Annotated in this window: 21 protein-coding genes; 6 read left to right on the top strand and 15 right to left on the bottom strand. The window is 67.7% G+C overall.

Translation table 11 applies throughout. The features are described from left to right. Positions 1-16 precede the first annotated feature (16 nt). Positions 17-2,809 (top strand): bifunctional diguanylate cyclase/phosphodiesterase, encoded by a 2,793-nt coding sequence (locus DX03_RS10115; protein ID WP_038688414.1) that lies wholly within the window; start codon positions 17-19, stop codon positions 2,807-2,809. 281 nt (positions 2,810-3,090) lie between these two features. On the opposite strand, the gene DX03_RS10110 is transcribed toward DX03_RS10115, so the two are convergent. The 9 genes from DX03_RS10110 to DX03_RS10070 all read right to left on the bottom strand — a co-directional run bounded on the left by DX03_RS10110 (position 3,091) and on the right by DX03_RS10070 (position 10,210). After that, positions 3,091-3,540: a hypothetical protein gene (locus DX03_RS10110; RefSeq protein WP_038688412.1), complete on the bottom strand. Its 450-nt coding sequence runs from the start codon at positions 3,538-3,540 to the stop codon at positions 3,091-3,093. 332 nt (positions 3,541-3,872) lie between these two features. Continuing rightward, positions 3,873-4,328, bottom strand: a complete 456-nt coding sequence (locus DX03_RS10105; RefSeq protein ID WP_038688410.1) for a hypothetical protein — start codon at positions 4,326-4,328, stop codon at positions 3,873-3,875. A gap of 184 nt (positions 4,329-4,512) precedes the next feature. Continuing rightward, on the bottom strand, positions 4,513-5,646 hold the full coding sequence (locus DX03_RS10100) for a winged helix-turn-helix domain-containing protein (protein ID WP_219335229.1): 1,134 nt from the start codon (positions 5,644-5,646) through the stop codon (positions 4,513-4,515). A gap of 17 nt (positions 5,647-5,663) precedes the next feature. Then, positions 5,664-5,987, bottom strand: coding sequence for a hypothetical protein (locus tag DX03_RS10095; protein WP_038688406.1), 324 nt, complete (start codon positions 5,985-5,987; stop codon positions 5,664-5,666). 98 nt (positions 5,988-6,085) lie between these two features. Continuing rightward, positions 6,086-7,276: a methyl-accepting chemotaxis protein gene (locus tag DX03_RS10090; protein ID WP_038688404.1), complete on the bottom strand. Its 1,191-nt coding sequence runs from the start codon at positions 7,274-7,276 to the stop codon at positions 6,086-6,088. Positions 7,277-7,535: 259 nt separating this feature from the next. Continuing rightward, a complete protein-coding gene (gene hflD / locus DX03_RS10085) occupies positions 7,536-8,150 on the bottom strand; it encodes a high frequency lysogenization protein HflD (RefSeq protein WP_038688402.1) in 615 nt (204 codons plus the stop codon). Then, entirely contained in the window at positions 8,147-9,286 is a 1,140-nt protein-coding gene (gene mnmA, locus DX03_RS10080) for a tRNA 2-thiouridine(34) synthase MnmA (RefSeq protein WP_038688400.1), read from the bottom strand. The genes hflD and mnmA overlap by 4 nt, the downstream gene beginning before the upstream one ends. After that, positions 9,283-9,744 (bottom strand): NUDIX hydrolase, encoded by a 462-nt coding sequence (locus tag DX03_RS10075; protein WP_038688398.1) that lies wholly within the window; start codon positions 9,742-9,744, stop codon positions 9,283-9,285. Before DX03_RS10075 ends, mnmA begins: the two co-directional genes overlap by 4 nt. 1 nt (position 9,745) lies before the next feature. Further along, a complete protein-coding gene (locus tag DX03_RS10070; RefSeq protein WP_038688395.1) occupies positions 9,746-10,210 on the bottom strand; it encodes a hypothetical protein in 465 nt (154 codons plus the stop codon). An 82-nt stretch (positions 10,211-10,292) separates the two neighbouring features. Between DX03_RS10070 and clpS the strand changes: the two genes are divergently transcribed. Further along, complete coding sequence (clpS, locus tag DX03_RS10065; RefSeq protein ID WP_038688394.1) at positions 10,293-10,625, top strand: ATP-dependent Clp protease adapter ClpS; 333 nt, start codon at positions 10,293-10,295, stop codon at positions 10,623-10,625. On the opposite strand, the gene DX03_RS10060 is transcribed toward clpS, so the two are convergent. Next, positions 10,622-11,443: an APH(6)-I family aminoglycoside O-phosphotransferase gene (locus DX03_RS10060; protein ID WP_038692219.1), complete on the bottom strand. Its 822-nt coding sequence runs from the start codon at positions 11,441-11,443 to the stop codon at positions 10,622-10,624. The two genes, clpS and DX03_RS10060, sit on opposite strands and share 4 nt — an antisense overlap. A 139-nt stretch (positions 11,444-11,582) precedes the next feature. On the opposite strand from DX03_RS10060, the gene clpA reads away from it, so the two are divergent. Then, entirely contained in the window at positions 11,583-13,862 is a 2,280-nt protein-coding gene (gene clpA, locus DX03_RS10055; RefSeq protein ID WP_038688391.1) for an ATP-dependent Clp protease ATP-binding subunit ClpA, read from the top strand. A gap of 81 nt (positions 13,863-13,943) precedes the next feature. Here clpA and DX03_RS10050 read toward each other — a convergent pair whose 3' ends face one another. The 3 genes from DX03_RS10050 to aat all read right to left on the bottom strand — a co-directional run bounded on the left by DX03_RS10050 (position 13,944) and on the right by aat (position 15,794). Beyond that, positions 13,944-14,315, bottom strand: coding sequence for a hypothetical protein (locus tag DX03_RS10050; protein WP_051598826.1), 372 nt, complete (start codon positions 14,313-14,315; stop codon positions 13,944-13,946). A gap of 221 nt (positions 14,316-14,536) precedes the next feature. Further along, entirely contained in the window at positions 14,537-14,755 is a 219-nt protein-coding gene (infA, locus tag DX03_RS10045) for a translation initiation factor IF-1 (protein WP_005409596.1), read from the bottom strand. A 292-nt stretch (positions 14,756-15,047) separates the two neighbouring features. Then, positions 15,048-15,794, bottom strand: coding sequence for a leucyl/phenylalanyl-tRNA--protein transferase (gene aat, locus DX03_RS10040; protein ID WP_038688389.1), 747 nt, complete (start codon positions 15,792-15,794; stop codon positions 15,048-15,050). A 143-nt stretch (positions 15,795-15,937) separates the two neighbouring features. Between aat and DX03_RS20915 the strand changes: the two genes are divergently transcribed. After that, on the top strand, positions 15,938-17,203 hold the full coding sequence (locus DX03_RS20915; RefSeq protein ID WP_038688387.1) for a hypothetical protein: 1,266 nt from the start codon (positions 15,938-15,940) through the stop codon (positions 17,201-17,203). A 31-nt stretch (positions 17,204-17,234) separates the two neighbouring features. On the opposite strand, the gene DX03_RS10030 is transcribed toward DX03_RS20915, so the two are convergent. Next, on the bottom strand, positions 17,235-18,359 hold the full coding sequence (locus tag DX03_RS10030) for a GNAT family N-acetyltransferase (protein WP_038688385.1): 1,125 nt from the start codon (positions 18,357-18,359) through the stop codon (positions 17,235-17,237). A gap of 108 nt (positions 18,360-18,467) precedes the next feature. Further along, on the bottom strand, positions 18,468-19,439 hold the full coding sequence (gene trxB, locus DX03_RS10025) for a thioredoxin-disulfide reductase (RefSeq protein ID WP_038688383.1): 972 nt from the start codon (positions 19,437-19,439) through the stop codon (positions 18,468-18,470). Positions 19,440-19,706: 267 nt separating this feature from the next. Here trxB and DX03_RS10020 point away from each other — a divergent pair, with 267 nt between their 5' ends. Continuing rightward, entirely contained in the window at positions 19,707-22,073 is a 2,367-nt protein-coding gene (locus DX03_RS10020) for a DNA translocase FtsK (RefSeq protein WP_038688381.1), read from the top strand. Between the two features lie 120 nt (positions 22,074-22,193). Beyond that, positions 22,194-24,149, top strand: a complete 1,956-nt coding sequence (locus DX03_RS10015) for a DUF3857 domain-containing protein (protein WP_425598269.1) — start codon at positions 22,194-22,196, stop codon at positions 24,147-24,149. Positions 24,150-24,184 lie beyond the last annotated feature (35 nt).

Genomic DNA, 24,184 nt, shown 5'->3' with positions numbered 1-24,184 from the left:
ATCGGAGTCTTACCGCGTGGACCAAGGGATTATCGCGAGTCTGCTGCAGCACCCATTGGCGTCGGCCTTGGTCATCCTCGACCGGGCCGGGCGGCCGCTGGCGGCCAACCCGGTCGCGCGCGAGCTTGGGCTGCCGGCAACCGTGGCGGCCTATGGCGAGCTGCTTGAAGACCTGCGCCTGCTGGCGGCTGATGGAGGCCTGGTGCCCTGCCAGCTGCCCGGCGGGCCGCGCGGTCGCCTGGACGGCTGGATGCGGGCCGTGCACGACCCGGACGGCAACCTGCTGGCCTTCACGCTGAGCGTGCCCGAGCCGGTGGCCAGCTATGCCGGCAGCCGCTGGGAGCTGGCCCTGGACCACGCCGGCCATGGCCTGTGGGACTGGGACCTGCCCAGCGACGCGGTGATCCGGTCACGGCGCTGGGACGACCAGCCGGTACCGGCCGAAGAAGTCACCCGGGGCGATGTCACCGCGGCATTGCTCGCTCCGGTCCATCCGGACGATCAGGCGGCCGTGCGCGCCGCCCTGGACGCCCACCTGCGCGGCGACGGCGAGGTGTACACCGCCCAGTACCGGTTGCGTCATCCCGACGGTGACTGGCGCTGGGTGCTCGACCGTGGCCGGGTGGTGGCGCGTACCGCCGACGGCCAACCCCTGCGCATGGTGGGCACGCACACCGAAATCCAGGCCCAGAAGCAGTTGGAGGCGCAGCTGCTGGAGCAGCAGGTGCACCTGCGCGAAGCCCAGCGCATCGCCAGCATGGGCAGCTGGTCGTGGGACCCGGCCGAGCGCCAGTTCTGGTGGTCGCCGGAGTTCCGCGCCCTGCTCGGCGTGGGCGAAGATCCGCTGAGCGGGCGTCGGCGCTGGTTGCGCCAGCTTGAACCGCGCTCGCGCAGCCTGCTGCGCCACGCCTGGCGGCGCATGCTGCGCGATGGCAAGCCGACCACGCTGGAGCTGGAACTGCCGCGCGAGCGCGAAGGTGCGTTGCACCTGCGGCTGTGGATGCAGCCGCTGCTCGGCGCAGACGGGCGCATCCAGCGCCTGCTGGGCCAGGTCCAGAACATCACCGAACAGCACCAGACCGACGCGCTGATCCGGTGGCGCACCGAACTGCTCAACCGCGTGTCGGCGCTGGGCCGCATCGGTGGCTGCGAAATCGAAGTAACCACCCGCCACATACAGTGGACCGAGGAGTGCTACCGCATCCACGGCCTGCGCAAGGAGCCGATCAGCCTGGACCAGGCGCTGGCCCTGTACACCCAGGATTCGCGCGATGCCTTCGAGGCCGCCTTGGAGCGTATCGCCGACGGCGGCCTGCCCGAGCAGCTGGATCTGTGCTTCTACCGCCAGTCCGGGCTGCGTATCTGGGTGCAGGTGCTGATCGAACTGGACCGTCGCGATGGCCTGCCAACCCGCTTCGTGGTGCTGTTCCGTGACATCACCCGCGAACGCGAAGCCAACGAGCGCATCGAACTGCTGGCCCACTACGACCTGCTGACGGGCCTGCCCAACCGCATGCTGCTGCGCGAACAGACCGCCGATGCCATCGAAGAGGCGCGCGACCGTGGCGCGCCGCTGGCCATGCTGTTCATCGACCTGGATGGCTTCAAGACCATCAACGACACTTTCGGCCACGCCACCGGCGATGCGCTGCTGAAGGCGGCGGCCAGCCGCCTGCACCAGAACCTGCGCAACGCCGACCTGTTCGGCCGTTTCAGCGGCGACGAGTTCATCGTGGTGCTGCGTGACCTGGCCGACCCCGAGGACGCCGGCCACGTGGCCCGCAAGCTGATCGCCTCGCTGGCTGAGCCGCTGCAGCGCGGCGAGACCACGCTGAAGGTGGGCGCCAGCGTGGGCATCGCCATGCTTGATCAGAGCCACCACGACTTTGAATCGCTGCTGCGCGCGGCCGACGCGGCGATGTACGCCGCCAAGGAAGCGGGGCGCAACACCTACCAGTATTACAGCCAGGACGCGCTGGCCAAGATCCAGCGCAAGCTGGAGATCGAGCATGCGCTGCTGGGCGCGATCGAGCGCGAAGAGTTCACCCTGGCCTACCAGCCTCTGCTGCACGCCGAGAACGATCAGCCGCCGGCGATCGAAGCCCTGCTGCGCTGGCATCGGCCCGGTATCGGCTACTGCAGCCCGGCCGAGTTCATTCCGATCGCCGAAAAATGCGGTGAGATCGTCCGCATCGGCGACTGGGTCCTGGCCGAGGCGTGCCGCCAGGCGGCCGCCTGGGATGCCGCCGGCCTGGCGTTCGACCGCGTGGCGGTCAACGTCTCGGCGGTGCAGCTGCGCGACCGCGGTTTCGCCGAGCGCGTGATCGACATCTGCCATGCCCATGGCTGGCCGCCGCAGCGGCTGGAGCTGGAGTTGACCGAATCTGCGTTGATCCGGGATACCGACGTCCTGCGCCACTGCTTCGACGTGCTCGAACGCCACGGCGTGCCGTTGGCGGTCGATGACTTCGGCACCGGTTTCTCCAACCTGCATTACCTCAACCGCTTCCCGGTGGGCCGCCTGAAGATCGACCGCAGTTTCGTGCAGGGCATGCTGCACGACACCGGCACGGCCGAAGTCACCCAGGCCATCGTCCACCTGGGCCATGCGCTGGGCATGAAGGTCGTCGCCGAGGGGGTGGAAACCGAGCAGGAAGAAGCCATGCTGCGCCGCCAGGGCTGCGACGAGATCCAGGGTTATCTGTATTCGCGCCCGCTCACCCCGCGTGACCTGGCGCAATGGCTGAAGACCGGCGGCACCCGCATCGCGCCGCGCGAGGCGGTGGTCGCGCTGAGCCACGCGATCTGATCGCGCGCGATCCCCCAACGTTCGCGGGGTTCCGTTGGTCACGCACATTTGGCGGGTAGAGCCGACCGTTGGTCGGCTGCTCCCGGTGCAGCCGACCAACGGTCGGCTCTACGTTCGTAGATGGCCTTACCCCAGCAGCCCCGGCATCTCCGCCACCGCGTCACCGACCCGCGCAATTTGATCGCACGCGACCCCCGGTAGAGCCGACCGTTGGTCGGCTGCTTCCGGTGCAGCCGACCAACGGTCGGCTCTACCAGAGAGGGTGGCTTGACGCGGTCTCATCACGCGCCGGCTTCCGGCCCCGAAACGATCATCAGCAGGTCCAGGAACACCAACATCGTCAGTGCGCGCGTCCGGCCGGGGTCCGTGTCGTCAACGGTCAGCGCGCGTGCACTCTGCCCGGACCTGTGCAGCAACGTGCCAGCGGGTAGTCCACGCCATGGGGCCTCCAGCACGAGATAGTCCTGCACATCCTCGGCCCCGTCATCTTCGATGAGGATCGCAGGGGGGCCGTCATCGAGCTGCACCGAGGAAACCTCAACGTTCGCATCGACACTGCCGGCGTCCGCGTCATCAAGGTCCTCCAGTGCGGCATACGGCTGCTGGAAGTCGCCCGTTTCATCCAGGGTGCGCCGGAGAATGTTCAGTTCCATGGGCTCAAGAAGCCACGGCTCGGCACCGGCGGGTAGTGGCTTCAGGTCAATCGAGAGGTGTGGCGTGAATTCAGCCATGGGGAAGCAACTCGTCTCAGGGGGAGCCGATGGTGGAAAAGTCCCGGGGCTGTGTCGATGCAACTTGTTGTAAAGCGTGTGTTTGCCTGGGGGATTGCCTGCCGGTGCAGCCGACCAACGGTCGGCTCTACGCTTGCGGGGTTCCGTGTGGGTGGTGTCGCCGTGGGCCGCGGCCCATGCCCTCGACCCACGCGATCTGGCCGCGCGCCATCGCTCAACGTTCGCGAGAGTCCGTTGACCGCACACCCCTGGCGGGTAGAGCCGACCGTTGGTCGGCTGCTCCCGGTGCAGCCGACCAACGGTCGGCTCTACCGCGGATCGCGTGGGTGCGCTTACCCCTGCGGGCCCGGAATCTCACCCACCGTGTCGCCTTCGTAGGTCTGCACGGACATGCGGTAGATGTCGGTCCAGCCAGCGTCGGGGCCAGGGCCCAACCGGTGTCGCCCTCCGAACATGTAGAGCGTTTCGCCCAATGACATGTGGCCGATCAGGTGTTGCGCGGCAATGCTGACTTGGAACTGGTGCAGGAACACCATCGGTTGCCCCTGGTGGTACAACCAGGCCGGCTCACCCACCCACTTCGGCTTGGCATCCATGCAGGGAAAGGCGTTTGCCAGCCGGGTGGCCAGCCATTTCTTGCGCGCCTTGGGTGCGCCCTGTTCCAGGTACTCGCGATAGAGCTGCCGGGCGAAATCTTCGGCGCCATCGGCTTCCATCGAGGCGGCATGCCGCTCCGCCGCCGCCATCGCTTCGCCCCAGAAGAGATGGAAATCTGTCACTTCGGACATACTGTTCCTTGTGGATGCCGGCACCCTTGCAGGCCGGCGCAGCAAAACAGGATACCCCCCGTGGCAACTCCGGATCGACGGCGGATGGACCGCGGTGGCTCAGACAATGATGGGGCGGGGCGCACAAACGTCGTCGGCCAACACCCGATGGCACAACTATCGGCCGTCGGCAGGCAGGCAACCACTACCGCAGCGCCATCCCATCCACGGCGCGTGCGTCCAGCTCTGGACATCGATTGAACACCGCGAACCGGTGCAGCGCCTTGCGCAGTTCAGGCAGGAAGTGATCGCGATCCAGATCGTCGCGCTCCACGTGCAGACTTATCACCTCCAGCCGCTGCTCGCTGCGGTGCGCCTTGCAGTCCACCCGGCCCACCACCTGGTCCCCGTACAACACGGGCAGGCAGAAGTAGCCATGCACGCGCTTGCTCGCCGGCACATAGCACTCGACCCGGTAGTCGAAGGCGAACAGGGCGCTCAGGCGGTCCCGGTGGATGACGAGGTTGTCGAACGGCGACAGGATTTTCACCTCGCGACGCAGTCGCATCGGGCGGTCCAGCGCGGCCACATCGACGTAGGCGGTCACCCCATCGTCGCCCTTGCACACGCTCACCTGACCCGCATCGACCCGTTCGTCGACCACCGCGCGCATCGCATCGCGCAGATCCTTTCCGGCCTGCAGGTGCAGCAGCTGTTTCAGGGTGAACACACCGTGTGACCGTCGCGTGGTCTCGAACAGATAGGTCGCGTACTCACCCAGCGTGGGAACGCGCAGGTCGATGTCGTCGGGCAGGCAGCGCTCGGCAAGGTCGTAGGATTTCTCCATGCCATTGCGCTCGCACACCATCAGGTCGCCGCGCATGAACAGCGTCTCGAAGGCGCGCCGGCCGGGCCCCTGGTTCCACCAGCTGCCGGCTTCCTTGGTGCCCGGGTCCAGGTGGCGCATCCGCATCGGGCCATCGGCGCGGATCCGCGCCAGGATCTGCTTCATCAGCTGCGGGTCGCCGCCACGGAAATAGCGGCTTTCGCCCGTCCGTATCGCGTGCATCCGGCGCAGCGCATAGCGGTAATCGCACATCGGAAGATAGGCCGCCGCGTGATACCAGTACTCGAAAATCTGCCGCTCGCCGACCAGGCGGTTCAAGTGCGCCGGGTCGTAATCGGGCACCCGATTCCACAGCACGTGGTGATGCGCGCGCTCCACCACCGACAGCGTATCGATCTGCACATAGCCCAGGTGGGCGATGGCGCGGTGGGTGCCCGCCGGGCCTTCGCCGAACGGCGCCCGTGACGCCAGCCCCTGCGCATGCAGTGCCACGCGCCTCAAGCCGGATGTCATGGACGGTGCGGGGGATGCATCGGGTCCGGGGAAGCGGTCACTACGGCATCGCCACTCAGCCCCAGGTCCCAGGCCAGGCCGATCAATGCCGGGTCCACGGCAGCGGCGCCTGACGATCCGGCAAGCCCGCCCTGTGCCGCCAGCTGCGCCAGTTCCCGCTGCGCCACCTGCTCTAGCTCGGCCAGCAATGCCCGTCCGCGAAGCGGCTCGGGCGTGCGAACAGGCGAGGGCGGGGGGATGCGTTCCTCAGGTGCCGCCACTGCCTCGCGCAGGGGGGCGGAAGAGGTGAGCGCGGCATGGGGGGTGTTCGTCAACAGCATGGGTCGATCATCTGCAGCCAGGACGGATCTTGCAAGCACAACGGCCCCGGGGAAACCGGGGCCGTTGTGGGCGCCGTTGCCGACGCGGAACATCTGGGTCAGAACAGCTCGACCGCGCCAGCGGCCATGCTCTGCTGAGCAACGGCCTTGTGCGGCGGGCGTTCCCACTCGCTGCGCATTTCACGCAGGCGGCTGCCGGTGCGCTGCAGGGCGCTGACGACTTCTTCGTCGAACACGCCGCCATTGCGATGCAGCAGTTCCTGCAGGGCCACCGCTTCGCGGTTGATGGCGGTCAGGCGGTCCAGGTGGGTATGCACGCCGCCCAGCGCCTGGGTGGCGATGTCTTCGAACTGCAGGGCGCGGACCGCTTCGGCCACGCTGCTGTCGATGGCACGGCCACACTCGGAGATCTCGCGCATGCCGTCGCCGAGCGAGGCATTGATCTGGGCCACGTTGTCCAGCATCTGCGCTGCTTCGTGACGCGCTTCGCGGGAGCGGTCCATGTCGCGCGAGGCCATGTGCGAGACCGTCTCGCGGACCTTGGCGATGGCGTCCTTGGAGCTGTGCGCCAACTTGCGGATCTGCTCGTTGAACGTGGTGGAGCGCTCGGAGAGGTTGCGCACCTCGTCGGCGACCACCGCGAAGCCGCGACCGGCCTCACCGGCACGGGCCGCTTCGATGGCCGCGTTCAGCGCCAGCAGGTTGGTCTGGTCGGCAATCGACTTGACGTCTTCCAGCAGGGCGAAGATGCCATCCAGGTGCTGCGCCATCTGGTCGATGTGCTGCACGGTGTTGCTGCTCTGGCCGCTGACCTGCTCCAGGGCTTCCACCAGCTGTTCCATGCGGTGGCTGGCATGCTGGGCGAAGCGGGCCACGTCGACACCGGCGCCGCCGTCTTCACCGGCACGGTCGACGATGCGGGCCAATGCCTGGCTTTGCTGGCGCGACTTGCGGTTCATGGCGTCGAAGCTGCCACCCAGGCCGCTGACCGCATGGCGGATCAGATCACGGGCGCGTTCGACTTCGCCGCGGGAGCCGTCCACTTCGTTGGCAACGAAGCTGCGCAGCTCGGTGAGCAGCTGGTCCTGCTCACGCAGGATGCGGGCATGCTCGGGGGATCGCTGGGTCTGGGCCCGGGCGGTCCACCAGGCAAAGCCCAGCCAGCTGAGCGTCATCGTGGTCAGGATGGCCCAGCGCAGCGCGGCGGGCCATTCGAAACCGATGGCGAAAGGAAGAAGCAGGGTCAGGACCAGGGGGGCGGCCAGACGGATGAAGATGCGTGAGTACATGGACGTTCTCGGGAAGTGCACGGTTGAGGTATCGGCCGTACCCCCATTTGCTTTAGTGCTGCACTGCACATTCCATCGAAAAACCTCCCCGCGGTAGAGCCACCCCATGGGTGGCTGCGGGATCCCCGACCGCCCAACCCAGCCACCCATGGGGTGGCTCTACCCGCATCCATCAACGGTAGAGCCACCCCATGGGTGGCTGCACGCAACCCCTCATCCCGAAGCCACACATGGTGTGGCTCTACCCGCCCGCCGTGACTCAGCGCAGCTGGCGGTCCACCGCTTCGATCATCGCCTTGCGCGAGAACAGGAAGTCCCAGTATTGGCCGCCGGTCTGGCGCCACAGCACCGCCGAACGCACCGCCGCCAGCAGCAGGGCGCGGATCTCGGCCACCACCCCGGCCTGGCCCAGGTAGTGCGGGTTGCCCTGGACCATCACCCGCGGCTTCAGATTGCTGATGGTGTCCGCGTACAGCCCGCCCAGGGCGGCCAGCACGTCCGGGTGGGCGCTGTCGCCGAGCTCGGTGGCCTGGCGCTGGGCGCGCTCGATGCCCTGGCTCACCTTGTCCACCACCGCATGCTCACGCACGAACCGGCGCTCCAGCTGCAGCACGGCCAGCGCCAGCCGGGGCAGGGCATCGTCCTGGCCCTGGTTGCGGAAATAGTTGTGCAGCAGGCGCAGCCCCGAGGCCACGTTGGCCGGGCTGCCGTAGATGGCCTGTGGGGTCTCGGCATCGATGCGGAACACGCTGTCTACGGCGGTGCGCACCACGGCCGCTTCGGAGTGGCCGGTTTCGGCGATGCGGCGCACCTGCTGCAGGGCCTGGGCGATGCCGGCCAGTGCAAGAACGCGGTCGTCGACGGAAAAACTCATGCAGCAGATACCTCGAAGGGGGAAGGGGCAGTCCGCAGCCGCTGTTCCAGCGGCGCGTCGGTGGCGGCGATCACCGCGCCACCCAGGCAGACCTCATCGTCATACAACACCAGCGATTGACCGGGGGTGACGGCGCGTTGCGGGCGCGCAAACAGCACCTCCAGGGTGCCATCGTCGCGCACGGTCACCGTGCAGGGTTCATCGGGCTGGCGGTAGCGGGTCTGCGCGGTGCAGTCGAAACGGCGGGCGGGTGGGGCGCCGGCGATCCAGTGGGCGGCCTCGGAATGCAGCCGGGTCGAGAGCAGCCAGGGGCTGTCACGGTCCTGGTCCACGTAGAGCACGTTGCTGGCCACGTCCTTGCCCACCACATACCAGGGCGCGGCCGGGCGGCCACGTACGCCGCCGATGTTCAGGCCCTCGCGCTGGCCCAGGGTGAAATAGAACACGCCGGGGTGTTCGGCGATCAGGGCGCCGGCCGGGTCGCGGATCTCGCCGGTCCTGGCCGGCAGGTAGCGGCCCAGGAACTCGCGGAAGTCGCGCTCGCCGATGAAGCAGATCCCGGTGGAATCCTTCTTGGCGTGGGTGGGCAGTCGCGCGTCGCGGGCGATCCGGCGCAGGTCGTTCTTCTGCAGGTCGCCGATCGGGAACAGGGTGGCCGCCAGTTGTTCCTGGCCCAGCTGGTGCAGGAAGTAACTCTGGTCCTTGCTGCGGTCGGCGCCGCGCAGCAGCGCCCAGCGCCCACCCACCTGCGCCACGCGGGCGTAGTGGCCGGTGGCGATGCGTTCGGCACCCAGTTCGCGGGCCGCGTCCAGGAAATGCTTGAACTTCACTTCCCGGTTGCACAGCACGTCCGGATTGGGGGTGCGGCCGGCGGCGTATTCGGCCAGGAAGTGCGCGAAGACGCCCTGCCAGTATTCGGAGGAGAAATCGCGGAAGTGGAACGGGATGCCCAGCAGGCCGCACACGGCCACCGCGTCGCGGCGGTCGTCCTCGGCCCGGCAGTCGCCGCTGCCGTCGTCTGCCCAGTTCTGCATGAACAGCCCGGCCACCGGCTCGCCCTGCTGGACCAGCCGCCAGGCCGCCACCGAGGAGTCCACGCCGCCGGACACGCCGACCATCACCCGGGGCGTGCTCATGCGGTTTCCTTCAGGAGCGACAGGGGATGGCGATGGCCGCCCAGGTAGTCGGCCACGACCTCCCAGACCAACGGGCTGCGCAGGCGTGCCGCACTGGCCTGCAGCTCGGCCGGGGTCAGCCACAGCGCGCGCAGGATGCCCGTGTCCAGCGGCCGGGCCGGATCGTGCTCGACCGGCGCGGCAGCGAAGGCGAAGCGCAGGAAGGCGGTGCCGTCGGGCGCGGTCCACTGGTAGACGCCGATGAAGGCGCTCAGGCGCACCGTCCAGCCGGTTTCTTCCAGGGTCTCGCGCACCGCCGCGGCGGCCAGGCTTTCGCCCGCCTCCAGGTGCCCGGCCGGCTGGTTGAGCACGTCACGGCCGTCGATACGCTCTTCCACCAGCAACAGGCGCCCGTCACGCACCACAACGGTGGCGACGGTGACATGGGGCGTCCAGCGCGGGTCCTGCACGGCATTCACCTCAGTATTCGTCCGTCTCGGTCAGCTCGTTTTCCATGGCATCGGCGGTGCGCATGGCCGCATCGATGGCATCGCTCAGCGCGGCCGAACTGGCATTGGCGTCCACCTTGACCACGAACATGGCCAGCTGGTCCTGCTTCACCCAGGCGCCCATCTTGGCGTCCTGCGAGTCTTCCAGCAGGCGGTTGGCCACCGCGGCCGGGAACTGCTTGCCGGGGGAGTTGTAGCCGGGCGACCAGATCTCGCGGATCTTGTGGCTGCCAAACTCTTCCACCGACGAACGTACGAACACCAGCTGGGTACGGTCCTCGCCGGCATCGAAGACCAGCTTGTAGTCGCCGTCCTCGTCGATCTCGTAGGGGTAGTCCAGCTGCTTGAGCACACGGCCGACGGCCTTGTCGGGTTCGGCTGCGTGGGCGCCGAACATCGTGGCGGTCAGCAACAGCGCGGTGACGATCCTTTTCATGAAATCCCTGTGAAAGTGTGGGGTGGGTATGCAGATTGTGAAGGGCGACAGAGGCGGCGTCCAATCCCGCTATAATGTGCGGATGCCCCGCGAGCCCAACCAAGAACCCCACCACGATCACGGCGTCATGCTGGAACCGGCCCGGCCGGAGGTGGCACCGCCGCCGTTCTACCAGGTGATGCTGCTGAACGATGACTACACCCCGATGGATTTCGTGGTGACCGTCCTGCAGAGTTTCTTTGCCATGGACCTGGACAAGGCCACCCAGGTGATGCTCCACGTCCACACCCGCGGTCGCGGCGTGTGCGGGGTGTTCACCCGTGAGGTTGCCGAGTCCAAGGTGGCCCAGGTCAACGAATTCTCGCGCATGAACCAGCACCCGCTGCTGTGCACAATGGAAAAGACCAGCGGCTAGCCGCCGGTGCGTGCCAACTGACGCAGGGCCATGGCCGCCACCGCCAGATCGACGTCGGCGGCGCTGCCATCCTCGAGGAACCACACCGCCGACAGCCCGGCGCTGGCCGCGATCCAGCGCAGCAGGCGCGTGCGCTCCAGTCCGGCCAGCGCGCTGACCTGGTCCACGCGGCGGTCAAAGATGTCCGGGTGGATGGCCACATGGATGCCCGGCCCGCACAGATCCGGGTTGCGGAACAGCACGGTGTAGTCGAAGGCGCGGTCGCCAAGCAGGCGCTTGGGGTCGATGGCCAGCCAGCCGCGCGCACCGCCGTCGAGCACGTTGTCATGGTGCAGGTCGCCATGCAGCGGGCGCACCTCGATCTGCGTGGCCAGCACTGCCGTTGCCAGTGATCTGCACTGTTCCAGCAATGGCGACAGCGCCACGCCGGGCTGTAGCAGCGCCTGGAACCAGCCCCGCAGTGGCACCAGCCCCTCCGGCACCGCGCCGCGCGGGCGGTGCAGGCGTTGGGCGGCCGTGCACAGCAGCGCGGTGGCCTGCGCATCCTGGCCGGCGATGGACATCGGCCGCAGCGATTCGCCCGGTTGGGCGCGCTCCAGCAGCACCGCCTCGTGGTCATGGGCCAGCAGCCGCACCGCGCCGTCGCCGTCCCACCAGCGCAGCAGCCGGTGGCCGTTGCGCTCCTCGGTCTCCGTGCTCACCTTCAACATGGCCGCGGAACCGTCGGGGAGGCGGACCGGCCACAGGCGGGCGTGCGGGGTGGTGATGACGTCGCCATCACGGACAAGCTGCCATTTCGTGAGCTGGAGTTCAGGCATCATGGAGTTGCTGGGAAGCACCTTGGGGAAACCGGGTGGGGTTGGACCGCTAACGCTGTCTGAACGCACCAATCCGCTAGGGTGATGGAAATTGCGCAGCTAGGCCGCATATTGTTCCCACCTGCCGCCGGAGTAGAACATGTTCAGTAAAGACCTCGAACACACCATCGGTCAGTGCTACAAGCGCGCCCGTGAGGCCCGGCATGAATTCATGACGGTGGAACACCTGCTGCTGGCACTGCTCGACAACCCGTCCGCCCAAGCCGTGCTGAAGGCATGCGGGGCCGACGCCGAGCGCCTGCGCCAGGAGCTGGAGCAGGCCATCGAGGCCTCGGTCTCGCGCCTGGCCGAAGATGATGGCCGCGATACCCAGCCCACGCTTGGCTTCCAGCGTGTGCTGCAGCGGGCCGTGTACCACGTGCAGTCCTCGGGCAAGAAGGAAGTGACCGGCGCCAACGTGCTGGTAGCCATCTTCGGCGAGAAGGACTCCCACGCGGTCTATTACCTCAACCAGCAGGATGTGACCCGGCTGGATATCGTCAATTACCTGTCCCACGGCATCGCCAAGCCGGGCGAAGACGGCGAAGTGCCGCCGGCCGCCGATGGTGAAGGCCGCGCCGAGGGCGGTGAGGGCGAAGGCAAGGGCGATGCGCTGGCCGAGTTTGCCAGCAACCTCAACGAGGCCGCCCGCAATGGCCGGATCGACCCGCTGGTGGGCCGTCGCGATGAAATCGAGCGGACCATCCAGGTGCTGTGCCGCCGCCGCAAGAACAACCCGCTCTACGTGGGCGAGGCCGGCGTGGGCAAGACCGCCATCGCCGAAGGCCTGGCCAAGCGCATCGTCGAAGGTTCGGTGCCCGACGTGCTGGCCGATGCGATCATCTACTCGCTCGACCTGGGCGCACTGGTGGCCGGCACCAAGTACCGGGGCGACTTCGAAAAGCGCCTCAAGGGTGTGCTGACCGCGCTGAAGAAGATGCCCAATGCGGTGCTGTTCATCGATGAGATCCACACCATCATCGGTGCCGGGTCGGCGTCGGGCGGCACCATGGATGCCTCCAACCTGATCAAGCCGGCCCTGGCGTCGGGCGAGCTGCGCTGCATCGGCTCGACCACGTTCCAGGAGTATCGCGGCATCTTCGAGAAGGACCGCGCGCTGGCGCGGCGCTTCCAGAAGATCGACATCGTCGAGCCGACCGTGGGCGAAACCTACGAGATCCTGCAGGGCCTCAAGCCGCGTTACGAAGCGCACCACGGCGTGACCTACGCCGACGATGCGCTGCAGGCCGCGGTGGACCTGTCGGTCAAGCACATCGGTGACCGTTTGCTGCCGGACAAGGCGATCGACGTGATCGACGAAGCCGGCGCCCGCCAGCGCCTGCTGCCCGAGGGCGAGCGCAAGGAGCTGATCGACATCGAGGAGATCGAAACGATCGTGGCCAAGATGGCGCGCATCCCGGCAAAGCAGGTCAGTGCCACCGACAAGGACGTGCTGCAGCACCTGGAGCGCAACCTGAAGATGGTGATCTTTGGCCAGGATCCGGCCATCGAGACGCTGTCGTCGGCGATCAAGCTGGCCCGTTCGGGCCTGGCCAACCCGGAGAAGCCGATCGGCAACTTCCTGTTCGCCGGCCCCACCGGTGTGGGCAAGACCGAGGTGACCAAGCAGCTGGCGCTGCAGCTGGGCATCGAGCTGGTCCGCTTCGACATGAGCGAGTACATGGAGCCGCATTCGATCAGTCGCCTGATCGGTGCGCCCCCGGGCTATGTCGGCTTCGACCAGGGCGGCCTGCTCACCGAGAAGATCGTCAAGACCCCGCATTGCGTGCTGCTGCTGGACGAGGTGGAAAAAGCCCACCCGGACATCTTCAACATCCTGCTGCAGGTCATGGACCGTGGCGTGCTCACCGACACCAACGGGCGCGAAGCCAACTTCAAGAACGTGGTGCTGGTGATGACCACCAACGCCGGCGCGGCCCAGGCCTCGCGGCGTTCGATCGGCTTCACCCGCCAGGATCACGCCACCGACGCGATGGAAATCCTGCGCAAGAGCTTCACGCCGGAATTCCGCAACCGCCTCGATGCGGTGGTGCAGTTCCAGCCGCTGGGCTTCGAGCACATCCTGCGCGTGGTCGACAAGTTCCTGATCGAGCTGGAGATGCTGCTGCAGGAGAAGCACGTCAGCCTGTCGGCCACGCCCACCGCGCGCGACTGGCTGGCCCGCCATGGTTTCGACCCGCTGATGGGCGCCCGCCCGATGGCGCGCGTGATCCAGGACAAGGTGAAGCGTCCGCTGGCCGACGAACTGTTGTTCGGCAAGCTGGTCAACGGTGGCCGGGTCAGCATCGACGTGCGCGACGACGAGCTGTTCGTGGAAACGCAGGCCGAACCGGAGCGCCTGCTGCCGGCAACGGTGTAAAACACGACCGTTGGTCGTGACGTGCAGCCGGTACATGAAAAGGCCCCGCAAGGGGCTTTTTCATGTCCGCCGATCCAGTGCTCAGCGCCGCGCGCGCGCCCGCGCACCGAACTGCTGCGGCGTGATCGGCTCCACCTCACTCACGGTGCACTTCTGCGTTTTGGTGCGCAGGCTGCTGACGCCGCCGCCGCACAGCTGCCCATCACGCTCGGGGGTGACAAAGCGCAGGTCCGAGGTCTGTGCGGCGCTGGTGCAGCTGTCCTTGAAGCGCACGACGTAGTGCTGGTCGGCGTTGCGCAGCAGGATGTCGCGGTCGGCGCCGGCGCGCACGATCTGCTGGTCGGCCGACAGCGTGATGCATGCGGTGTCGGCGGCGGGCGCCGGTTCGGCGGCCTGGGCCGCAGTGGCAAGACAGGTGCAGGCCAGCAGGCTGAGCAGGGACAGGGTCTTCATGGCAGGGGCCGGGGGATGGCGATCCGGATTGGATCGGCAACCAGAGTGCGGGGTGCCGCGCCAGTGCGAATCTGCGTCAAGGCAGCCTTACCGATGTCAGGGTGCACAGGGTCAGGGTGTCGCTTGGCAGGGGGGTGGCCGCTTTATCGCGGCCACGCAAAAAGGCCAGCTCCTGGCTGGCCTTCTGGCGGGGCTTCTGTTGGGAAGCCGCCCCGAACCGCTTACTTCATGCGGTACGTGATACGACCCTTGGTCAGGTCGTAGGGCGTCATTTCGACCTTGACACGGTCGCCCGTCAGGATGCGGATGTAGTTCTTGCGCATGCGGCCGGAGATGTGGGCGATGATTTCATGCCCATTTTCCAGTCGTACGCGGAAAGTGGTGTTCGGCAGCGTCTCGCTGACGGTGCCTTCGAACTCGATGGAGTCGTCTTTCGACATGTAGTCCTGTGCAGTTCTGTAAACGGCCGAGCTGGCCTTAAGAGCGGGCATTTTACGCGGGTTCGCCCGTTCATGCAAAGTTTGCGTTAAGCGGCCCGATTTACCAGCGATTCACCCGCCGCGCACCCGCACTTCCGGCCGCAGGCCTTCCCCCCGCAATCCCGACCGATCACCGGTAGTGCCGGCCGCTGGCCGGCTCCTCCTGATCTCGACCGCGCCAGGTACTGCCGGCCGCTGGCCGGCTCCTCCTGATCTCGACCGCGCCGGGTAGTGCCGGCCGCTGGCCGGCTCCTCAGGATTCCTGGCTTGCCAGCACCGCCGCCGCCATCTCACCAAACCCCGTCGTCCAGCTCCCCACCGCCGCATCCATCCGCACCTGCTCCCGCACCAGCGCCAGAAAGCGCTCACGCGGCCAGTGTTCGGCGCCCATGCTCAGCAGATGATCGTTCTCCACCTGGGCATCGATCAGTGGCCAGCCCCACTGTGCCAGGCGGCGGGCCAATGCGGCCAACGCCACTTTGGAGCCACCACTGGCGGCGCTGAACATGCTCTCCCCGAAGAACATCTGCCCGATCGCCACGCCGTAGATGCCGCCCACCAACCGCTCGCCATCGAACACTTCCACCGAATGCGCGTGCCCCATTCGGTGCAGGGCCACATACGCGTCGCGCATCCCATCGGTGATCCACGTCCCGTCCTGGCCCGGGCGGAAACTGCCCGCGCAGGCGGCGATCACCTCGGCAAAGCACGTGTCGGCACGTACCACCCACGGGCTGGCACGCAGGCTGCGGCGGAACCGCGACGACAGGTGCACGCCGTCGGTGCGGAACACCATGCGCGGGTCCGGCGACCACCACAGTAGTGGCTGCCCGTCGGAAAACCACGGGAACACGCCGCCGGCATAGGCATTGAGCAGCCGCACCGGCGTCAGGTCGCCACCGATGGCCAACAAACCATCCGGTTCGCGCAACGCGGTCTCGGCAGGAGGGAAGGGAGCGTTGTGCGCGTCGGCCAGGCGCCAGGGATGCGAGCGGGTCATGTGGGAAGTGTAAGCGCTGGCCACGCGGCCCCGGGCGTCATGCTCACGCCGCTGGCGTCCAGGCTGGCGTGAGCGGCGCTGCATTTCCCAAACGCGCGCGACCGGCTCAGACTTTGCGCCCCGTCCAGCGTGTTGCCCACTGCATGAATCCCCTGATTGACAGCATCCTGTCCCGGCATGCGCGCGATGGTCATCGCGTCGACAGCGTCAGCCCGATGCTGGACCTGGCCGAGCAGGATCCCGCCGCCCTCGAGACGCTGTTGATGCAGTCCATGCGGCGCGATTGCACGCCGGCAACATTCCTGGACCGTGCGCTGGGCCTGTTGACGGACGATCGGTTGATCGCGGTGGCCGACGCCGCATGGCGAACACTCCTGGGCGACCCGGCCCACCGACAGGCGCGCCAGATCGTGGGCTACGCGCTGTACCAGGCCTGCGATGTGCTGATCGACGACTGGGAGGCTCTGCTTGCGGTGGCCGGGCAGCAGGGATGTGCGGCGACCTACCCATGGCGCGGGCTGCCGGCGGACGTGGCTGCGCGTTGGGCGGTTGCGCTGGAGGTGGCGGAAGGGCGGGACGACGTCGACCGGGCCCTGGCGCTGGTCAAAAGCAGGCGCGCAACCGTGCAGGGCCAGGCGCGGGCCTATCTGGAGCGGGCGACGGGGCAGGCGGCGGACACGTGGGCGCACGAGGCGGGAATCGATCGGACCACCGGCACGCCACTGCACACCGACCAACCGCTGCACCTGCGTTTCGCGCCCGCACAGCGGGCGGCCCAGAACGCGGATGCAGCGCCGTGGCGTCGGCGGCTCTGGCGGCTGCATGCCACCTGGAACCAGGGCGAATCACGCGGCCACGCCCACATGGGCGGGCATATGCAGCCTCGCTGCGGCGTGTGTCACGCGCCGTTGCAGCGGTTGCTGTCGCTGGACGCGCGGCACGTGGGCGCAACGGCGGAGGGCGTGCTGACGCTGGGCCTGTGCCTGGACTGCTGCGGCTGGAGTGGCATCGGGCCGCTCTTCTACCGGCATGCCGCCGAGGGGCTTCCGCAGGCGCACCCGAGCCAGTGCCGCGATGTGCCTGCTGCGGATGTCGAGGGGTGCGGGGTGCTGATGGAGGCGGACGTTGAGCTGGTGTCGCTGCCCGGGCAACGCTGGCGGGAACAGGATTGGGGGGTGTCCAACGGTGACGAAAATCTTTCGCGTGTGGGCGGTGCGCCGAGCTGGGTGCAGTCCGCGCAGTACCCCTTGTGCCCCGACTGTGGTGCGGCCATGCCAGTGGTGATGCAGCTCGACTCCGTTCTGCCCGCCGTCGACGGCGGCATCCTGCTGTGGGGCAGCGGGGGCATGCTCTACACATACTGGTGCGATGGGTGCGCGGTCAGTGCGCACCTGTGGCAATGCACCTGAGGCACAACTCCCGGCGTCCGCCCGGCGGGTCTCAGGGGTCCTGCCGGAACGGACTGTGCCCGGCGAGCGTATGCGCATAGCGCGCCACCTCGTCGCGCTCGTGTTCGCACCAGTCGGCCAGCGCTTCGGCAAAGGCGGGCTCGGCCACCCAATGACGGCTGCGTACCGTCTGGGGCAGGAAGCCGCGCGCCAGCTTGTGCTCGCCCTGCGCACCGGGCTCGAAATGCGTCAGGCCTTCGCGCAGGCAGTACTCGATGCCCTGGTAGTAGCAGGTTTCAAAATGCAGGCCGGGCAGGGTGGCCCCGCCCCAGTAACGTCCGTACAGCGTCGTGGTGCCGCGCAGGCAGAGCGCGCCGGCCACGGGCGCGTCGTCGATCAGGGCCAGGAAGATCACCAGCTGGCGCGGCATCCGGGCAGCCAGGTGGCGCAGGAACGGCAAGGTGAGCGCCGGTGCGTTCCCGTACTCGGCAAAGGTCTGCAGGTAGAACCCGTGCATCGCCAGCAGGTCCTCTTCGCTGGCCTCATCGCCATGCACGATCCGGTAGCTCACGCCGGTGCGGGCCAGCTTGGCGCGCTCCTGGCGGATGTTCTTGCGGTGCTTGTGGTTCATCGCCGCAAGGAATGCGCCGAACTCACGCCACTGGCCGGTGTTGTGCCATTGGAACTGGATGTCCTCGCGCAGCATCCAGCCCGGTCCGAACGCGGCGTCCTCTTCGGCCGGATGGAAATTGATGTGTGCCGACGACCAGCCCATGCGCGCCACTTCAGTGCGTAGCCGCTCGGCGAGCACGGCGCGGTCGGCATCGCCACGCGCGAGCAGGCGCGGCCCGGTCACCGGCGAGTACGGCACCGCCCCCAGCCACTTCGGGAAGTAGTCCAGGCCATGGCGCGCATACGCGTTGGCCCAGGCGTGGTCGAACACGAACTCGCCATGCGAGTTGTCCTTCAGGTAGCCCGGGATGGCGGCGACCAGCGTGTCGCCCTCCCACAGCGTGAAGTGGCGGGGTCGCCAGCCCCATTCCGGGCGCAGGCAGCCATGGTCTTCCAGGCCGGCCAGGAACGCGTGGCTGACAAACGGATTGCTGCCGTCATGGAGGGCATCCCAGGCGGTGGCGGGGACATCGGACAGGCGATGCAGGAAGCGTGTGTCGGGCATGTGGGAAGGATAGGGCAGAGCGACGGGATGCGGGTGCGCGACGGCGCGCCACGAAAAAGGCCGACGCTTTCGCGCCGGCCTTTTCCTTTCAAGCGGTTGGGGCCGGAATCAGCTGGCCATGCCCTTTGCATCCAGATACCGCTCGGCGTCCAGCGCGGCCATGCAGCCGAAACCGGCCGAGGTGATCGCCTGGCGGTAGTGCTGGTCGGCCACGTCGCCGGCGGCGAACACGCCCTCCACCGAGGTCTGGGTGGCGTTGCCGCCCAGGCCCGAACGGATGTCCAGGTAGCCGTTGTTCATGGTCAGCTGGCCGTCGAACAAGCTGGTGTTGGGGTGGTGACCGATGGCCACGAAGAAGCCGTGCGCCTCGATGTCGCGGGTGGTGCCGTCCAGGGTCGACTTGACGCGCACGCCGGTGACGCCGGCCTCGTTGCCCAGCACTTCGTCCACCTGGTGGTGCCACACGGTCTCGATCTTGCCGGCGGCCACCTTGGCAAACAGCTTGTCCTGCATGATCTTCTCCGCCTTGAGGGTGTCGCGGCGGTGGACCAGGTAGACCTTGCGGGCGATGTTGGACAGGTACAGGGCCTCTTCCACGGCGGTGTTGCCGCCGCCCACCACGACCACGTCCTGGTCACGGTAGAAGAAGCCGTCGCAGGTGGCGCAGGCGGAGACGCCGCGGCCCTTGAATTCCTCTTCGGTCGGAATGCCCAGGTACTTGGCGGTGGCGCCGGTGGCAATGATCAGCGCGTCGCAGGTGTATTCGGCGCTGTCGCCAATCAGCCTGAACGGACGCTGGGCCAGGTCGGCGGTGTGGATGTGGTCGAAGATCACCTCGGTCTCGAAGCGCTCGGCATGGGCCTGCATGCGCGCCATCAGGTCCGGACCCATCAGGCCATGTGCATCGCCCGGCCAGTTGTCCACTTCGGTGGTGGTCATCAGCTGGCCACCCTGCTGCAGGCCGGTGATGACCACTGGCTTGAGGTTGGCGCGGGCGGCGTAGACGGCGGCGGTCCAGCCGGCCGGGCCGGAGCCGAGGATGACGAGCTTCTGGTGGCGGGAGGGCGTGGAATTGCTCATGTAGACTCGCGTAAAGGTGACGGGATGGGGCGCCGGCGGTGCATTGCGGGACGTCCGTGACAGGTCATAGAGTGGCGGCAGGGGCAGGGCGATTCAAGGTGAACGGTGGAACGGTGGAACCTGCAGGGCGTGTGGCGGGCCCCGTGCCGGAGTTTTGACACGGGCCGGGCCGGGCGGGCATGCCCACCGGCGGTCCAGACCTACCGGGGTGCCTGCCAGTCGTTTATTATCAAGCACTAACAGTGCATTCCCAAGGTGTGGTCTAAGGTGGCGAAGCAGCTCCCGGAACGATCCAAGTCTCCTGACAGCAAACCGTCGCGCAAAGCGGCAGCCGCGCCTGCGCCTGCCGACAATCCGCGTCGCCAACGGCTGTGGCGCGACCTCGGGCTGATCGCGATCGCCCCGGCGCTGCTGTACCTGGTGGCCAGTCTGTTCACCTATTCGGCCGCCGATCCGGGCTGGTCGCATACCGGCAGCGTGGTGGCCCCGGTGCACAACATGGGCGGCCGCGTGGGCGCCTGGATCGCCGATGTGCTGCTGCAGTTGTTCGGCTACATCGCCTTCGTGCTGCCGATCGTGCTCGGCGCGCTGGCCTGGATCGCGATGTTCGGCCTCAAGCGCGAGAGCAAGGGCGAGCATGACCTGGACCCGGCGCTGCGCCTGGTCGGCCTGGTCGGTTTCCTGATTGCCGGCACCGGTTTCCTGCATGTGCGCCTGTTCACCGGCGACGTCGCCCATGCCGGCGGCATTCTCGGGCGGCTGGTCGGCAACTCGCTCAGCGCCGGTTTTGGTGCGCTGGGCGCGAACCTGTTCGTGCTGGTGCTGCTGCTGGCGTCGATCACCCTGGCCACCGGCATCTCCTGGTTCGTGGTGATGGAGAAGATCGGTCGCTGGGTGCTGGCGCTGCCGCCGCTGTTCAACAAGAAGAAAGAGCAGGCCACCGAGTGGCAGCAGACCCGCGCCATGCGCGAAGAGCGCCAGGAAGTGCGCAAGGTCGATGCCGAGGTGCGGGCCAAGCGCGAGCCGGTCAAGATCGAGCCGCGCCCTGAGCCGGTGCTGGAAAAGAGTGATCGTGCCAAGCGCGAGACCCAGATTCCGATGTTCCGCGGCGTCAACGGTGATGGCTCGGACCTGCCGCCGCTGGCGCTGCTGGATGATCCCAAGCCGCAGCCCAAGGGCTACGACGAGGACACCCTGGAGACCCTGTCGCGGCAGATCGAGTTCAAGCTCAAGGACTTCCGCATCGAAGCGCAGGTGGTGGGCGCATACCCCGGCCCGGTGATCACCCGCTTCGAGATCGAGCCGGCACCGGGGATCAAGGTCAGCCAGATCAGCTCGCTGGACAAGGACATCGCCCGCGGCCTGTCGGTCAAATCCGTGCGCGTGGTCGATGTGATCCCCGGCAAGTCGGTGGTCGGCCTGGAGATCCCCAACGTCACCCGCGAAATGATCTACCTGTCCGAACTGCTGCGCTCCAAGGAGTACGACAAGTCGGCCAGCCCGCTGACCCTGGCGCTGGGCAAGGACATCGCCGGGCGCCCGACCGTGGCCGACCTGGCGCGCATGCCGCACCTGCTGGTGGCCGGTACCACCGGTTCGGGCAAGTCGGTGGCGGTCAACGCCATGGTGCTGAGCCTGCTGTACAAGGCCTCGCCGAAAGACCTGCGGATGCTGATGATCGACCCGAAGATGCTCGAGCTGAGCGTCTACCAGGGCATCCCGCACCTGTTGGCGCCGGTGGTGACCGACATGAAGGAAGCCGCCAACGGCCTGCGCTGGTGCGTGGCCGAAATGGAGCGGCGCTACAAGTTGATGAGCGCGGTGGGCGTGCGCAACCTGGCCGGCTTCAACAAGAAGGTCAAGGACGCCGAGGACGCCGGGCAGCCGATGATGGACCCGCTGTTCAAGCCGAACCCGGAGCTGGGCGAAGCCCCGCGCCCGCTGGAGACGCTGCCGTTCATCGTGATCTTCATCGACGAATTCGCCGACATGATGATGATCGTCGGCAAGAAGGTCGAAGAACTGATCGCACGTCTGGCGCAGAAGGCCCGTGCAGCCGGCATCCACCTGATCCTGGCCACCCAGCGCCCGTCGGTGGACGTGATCACCGGCCTGATCAAGGCCAACATTCCCACCCGCATCGGCTTCCAGGTCAGTTCCAAGATCGATTCGCGCACCATCCTGGACCAGTCCGGCGCCGAAACGCTGCTGGGCCACGGCGACATGCTGTACCTGCCGCCCGGCACCGCGCTGCCGGATCGTGTGCACGGCGCGTTCGTGTCCGACGAGGAAGTGCACCGCGTGGTCGAGCACCTCAAGGCCAGCGGCCCGGCCGACTACATCAGCGGCGTGCTGGACGAGGTGCAGATGATGGGCGACGGCGTGGTGGTGGGGGCCGGTGGCCTGCCCGAAGCCAGCAGCAGTGCCGGCGATGAGTCCGACCCGCTGTACGACGAAGCGCTGCGCATCGTCACCGAAACCCGTCGCGCCTCGATCTCCGGCGTGCAGCGCCGGCTCAAGATTGGCTACAACCGCGCCGCGCGCCTCATCGAAGCGATGGAAATGGCCGGCGTGGTCAGCCCGCCCGAACACAACGGCGACCGCAGCGTGCTCGCGCCGCCACCCCCCAAGTAGAGCCGGGCGCTGCCCGGCTGCTCCATCCGCGGGTTCTGTCCGGCTGTTCCATCCCCGCGCTCTGCCCAGTTGCGTCACCGCCGGGCTCCGTCACCGGCACCCTCGTCCCAAGGAAGCGCAATGAAGCCGATGGTCTGGTGGGTGGTGGGCGGGCTGGCGCTGATGGCGACCGCCGCGCATGCCGGTGTGACGCCGGCAGTCCCGGCCGCGTCCCCGGCTGCAGCGGCGCCAGCGGAGCAGGGCGCCGACGCGCAGGCCAGCAACAACTTCAGTTTCGTGCGCTATCGCGCCGACTATGCCGTGCGCCCCGATGCGGGCAACGTGCAGACCGAAGAGTACGAGATCCTGCTCAAGACCAAGGCGGCCGTCGAGCAGTTCAGCCAGGTGCGCCTGAGCTACAGCGAAAAGATGGAGACGCTGGACGTGCTGGCGGCCTATACGCTGACCGCCGACGGCCAGCGCCGCGACGTGCCGGCCGATCGCATCTATACCCAGGAAAGCTACTCCAGCGCGGCGGCGGCCATGTATGCCGACCGCAAGGTGCGGGTGGTGGTGTTTCCGAACCTGGCCCCCGGCACGCGGGTGGTGTACCAGACCCGGCGGACGCAGAACACGCCGTACTTCCCGGGCTATTTCGGTCTGTGGGAAACCTTCAGCGTGTTCACCCAGTACGACGACGCACGGGTCACGCTGTCGGCGCCTGCCGCCATGCCGATGTTCGTGCAGCAACGCGGCGTGCAGGGCAGTGACACCCCCATCATCCGTGACGGGCGGGCGCACTGGGAGTGGCAGTACCAGCGGCCCACGCCGATGCAGGCGCAGAACTGGTCGGCGGCCGCCTGGGAGTTCAGCCCGACCATCATGGCCAGCACCTACCGCGACTGGGCCCAGGTGGCCCGTGCCTACCAGCTCAAGGGCGGCGAGGCGGCGAAGGTGACGCCCGGCATCCAGGCGCTGGCCGACCAGCTCACCGCCGGCATCGCCGACCGTCGGGAGCAGGCCGCCGCGCTGTATCGCTGGGTGTCGCAGAACATCCGCTACGTGGCGGTGTACCTGGGCAACGGCGGGCTGGAGCCGAACCCGGCGCAGAGCATCCTCGACAACCACTACGGCGACTGCAAGGACCACGTGGTGATCCTGGAAGCCCTGCTGGCGGCGCGCGGCATCCAGAGCACGCCGGTGCTGATCGGCGCCGGCGGCGGACCGACCCTGCCGGCGATCCCGCTGCTGGGGCGTTTCAATCACGCCATCACCTACATCCCCGAATTCGACCTGTACCTGGACTCCACCAGCGCCTACGCCCGCTTTGGCCAGTTGCCCGACGGCGACCTTGGCGCTCCGGTACTGCTGACCCGCCAGGCCACCGTGGCGCGCACGCCGGAAAACGATGCGTCGCGCAACGGCAACGGGCTGGAGGTGGGCTTCCGCTTCGATGCGGCGGGCAACCTGAGCGGGCAGACCGTGCAGCAGCCCAGCGAAATCAGCGAGATCGGCATGCGCGGTTCCTTTGCCCGCCTCAACGCACAGAACCGCGCCCGGGTGGAGGAGTCGATCATGGCCTCGTCCGGGTTCGACGGCAGCGGCGCGTTGACCCTGCTGGGGGATCCGCAGGACCTGACCCGACCGTTCAACTACCGCTATGACTTCCATGCCAGTGACTACGTGGATTTCGGTGCGGTCGGTGGCATGCCGCTGCCGGATGCGCCCGGGGGCGAATCGTTCCGCGACATCTACACCACCACCTCGGCACCGACCAACGACACCCCGTTCTACTGCACCGACAGCCTGCGCGAGGAAACCTACCGGCTGCAGTTCCCGGCCGGCGTGCCGATCGTGGCCATCCCGCGCAGCCAGCAGTTCCGCAATGCCGCCGGTGAGTACCGGCTGGACTGGACCCGCGACGGCCAGGTCATCACCGCTCACCATCGTCTGCACCAGCGGGCAGTACGCGGGCCGCAGGCGCTGTGCGAAGCGCAGGATTACCCGGCCTTCCGGGCGCTCTACCAGCAGGTCCGGCGCGGTTTCCGCGGCCAGGTGGTGTATGGCGACCTGAAGACGGTCCAGGTCAGTCCGTAACCCTGCGCCGCCGGTAGGCGGGCGAAGCCGCGCGG

The organism is Stenotrophomonas rhizophila (genome assembly GCF_000661955.1).
Classification (GTDB): Bacteria; Pseudomonadota; Gammaproteobacteria; order Xanthomonadales; family Xanthomonadaceae; genus Stenotrophomonas; species Stenotrophomonas rhizophila.
This window is presented reverse-complemented; position numbering and strand designations above follow the sequence as displayed.

Coding starts and splice junctions, on each gene's coding strand:
- clpA (WP_038688391.1), top strand. CDS start 11,583: ATGTTCAGTAAAGACCTCGAACACACCATCGGTCAGTGCTACAAGCGC.
- DX03_RS10070 (WP_038688395.1), bottom strand. CDS start 10,210: ATGAAAAGGATCGTCACCGCGCTGTTGCTGACCGCCACGATGTTCGGC.
- DX03_RS10015 (WP_425598269.1), top strand. CDS start 22,194: ATGAAGCCGATGGTCTGGTGGGTGGTGGGCGGGCTGGCGCTGATGGCG.
- DX03_RS20915 (WP_038688387.1), top strand. CDS start 15,938: ATGAATCCCCTGATTGACAGCATCCTGTCCCGGCATGCGCGCGATGGT.
- DX03_RS10090 (WP_038688404.1), bottom strand. CDS start 7,276: ATGTACTCACGCATCTTCATCCGTCTGGCCGCCCCCCTGGTCCTGACC.
- DX03_RS10060 (WP_038692219.1), bottom strand. CDS start 11,443: ATGCCTGAACTCCAGCTCACGAAATGGCAGCTTGTCCGTGATGGCGAC.
- trxB (WP_038688383.1), bottom strand. CDS start 19,439: ATGAGCAATTCCACGCCCTCCCGCCACCAGAAGCTCGTCATCCTCGGC.
- infA (WP_005409596.1), bottom strand. CDS start 14,755: ATGTCGAAAGACGACTCCATCGAGTTCGAAGGCACCGTCAGCGAGACG.
- DX03_RS10095 (WP_038688406.1), bottom strand. CDS start 5,987: ATGCTGTTGACGAACACCCCCCATGCCGCGCTCACCTCTTCCGCCCCC.
- DX03_RS10030 (WP_038688385.1), bottom strand. CDS start 18,359: ATGCCCGACACACGCTTCCTGCATCGCCTGTCCGATGTCCCCGCCACC.
- DX03_RS10110 (WP_038688412.1), bottom strand. CDS start 3,540: ATGGCTGAATTCACGCCACACCTCTCGATTGACCTGAAGCCACTACCC.
- DX03_RS10105 (WP_038688410.1), bottom strand. CDS start 4,328: ATGTCCGAAGTGACAGATTTCCATCTCTTCTGGGGCGAAGCGATGGCG.
- clpS (WP_038688394.1), top strand. CDS start 10,293: ATGCCCCGCGAGCCCAACCAAGAACCCCACCACGATCACGGCGTCATG.
- mnmA (WP_038688400.1), bottom strand. CDS start 9,286: ATGAGCACGCCCCGGGTGATGGTCGGCGTGTCCGGCGGCGTGGACTCC.
- aat (WP_038688389.1), bottom strand. CDS start 15,794: ATGACCCGCTCGCATCCCTGGCGCCTGGCCGACGCGCACAACGCTCCC.
- hflD (WP_038688402.1), bottom strand. CDS start 8,150: ATGAGTTTTTCCGTCGACGACCGCGTTCTTGCACTGGCCGGCATCGCC.
- DX03_RS10050 (WP_051598826.1), bottom strand. CDS start 14,315: ATGAAGACCCTGTCCCTGCTCAGCCTGCTGGCCTGCACCTGTCTTGCC.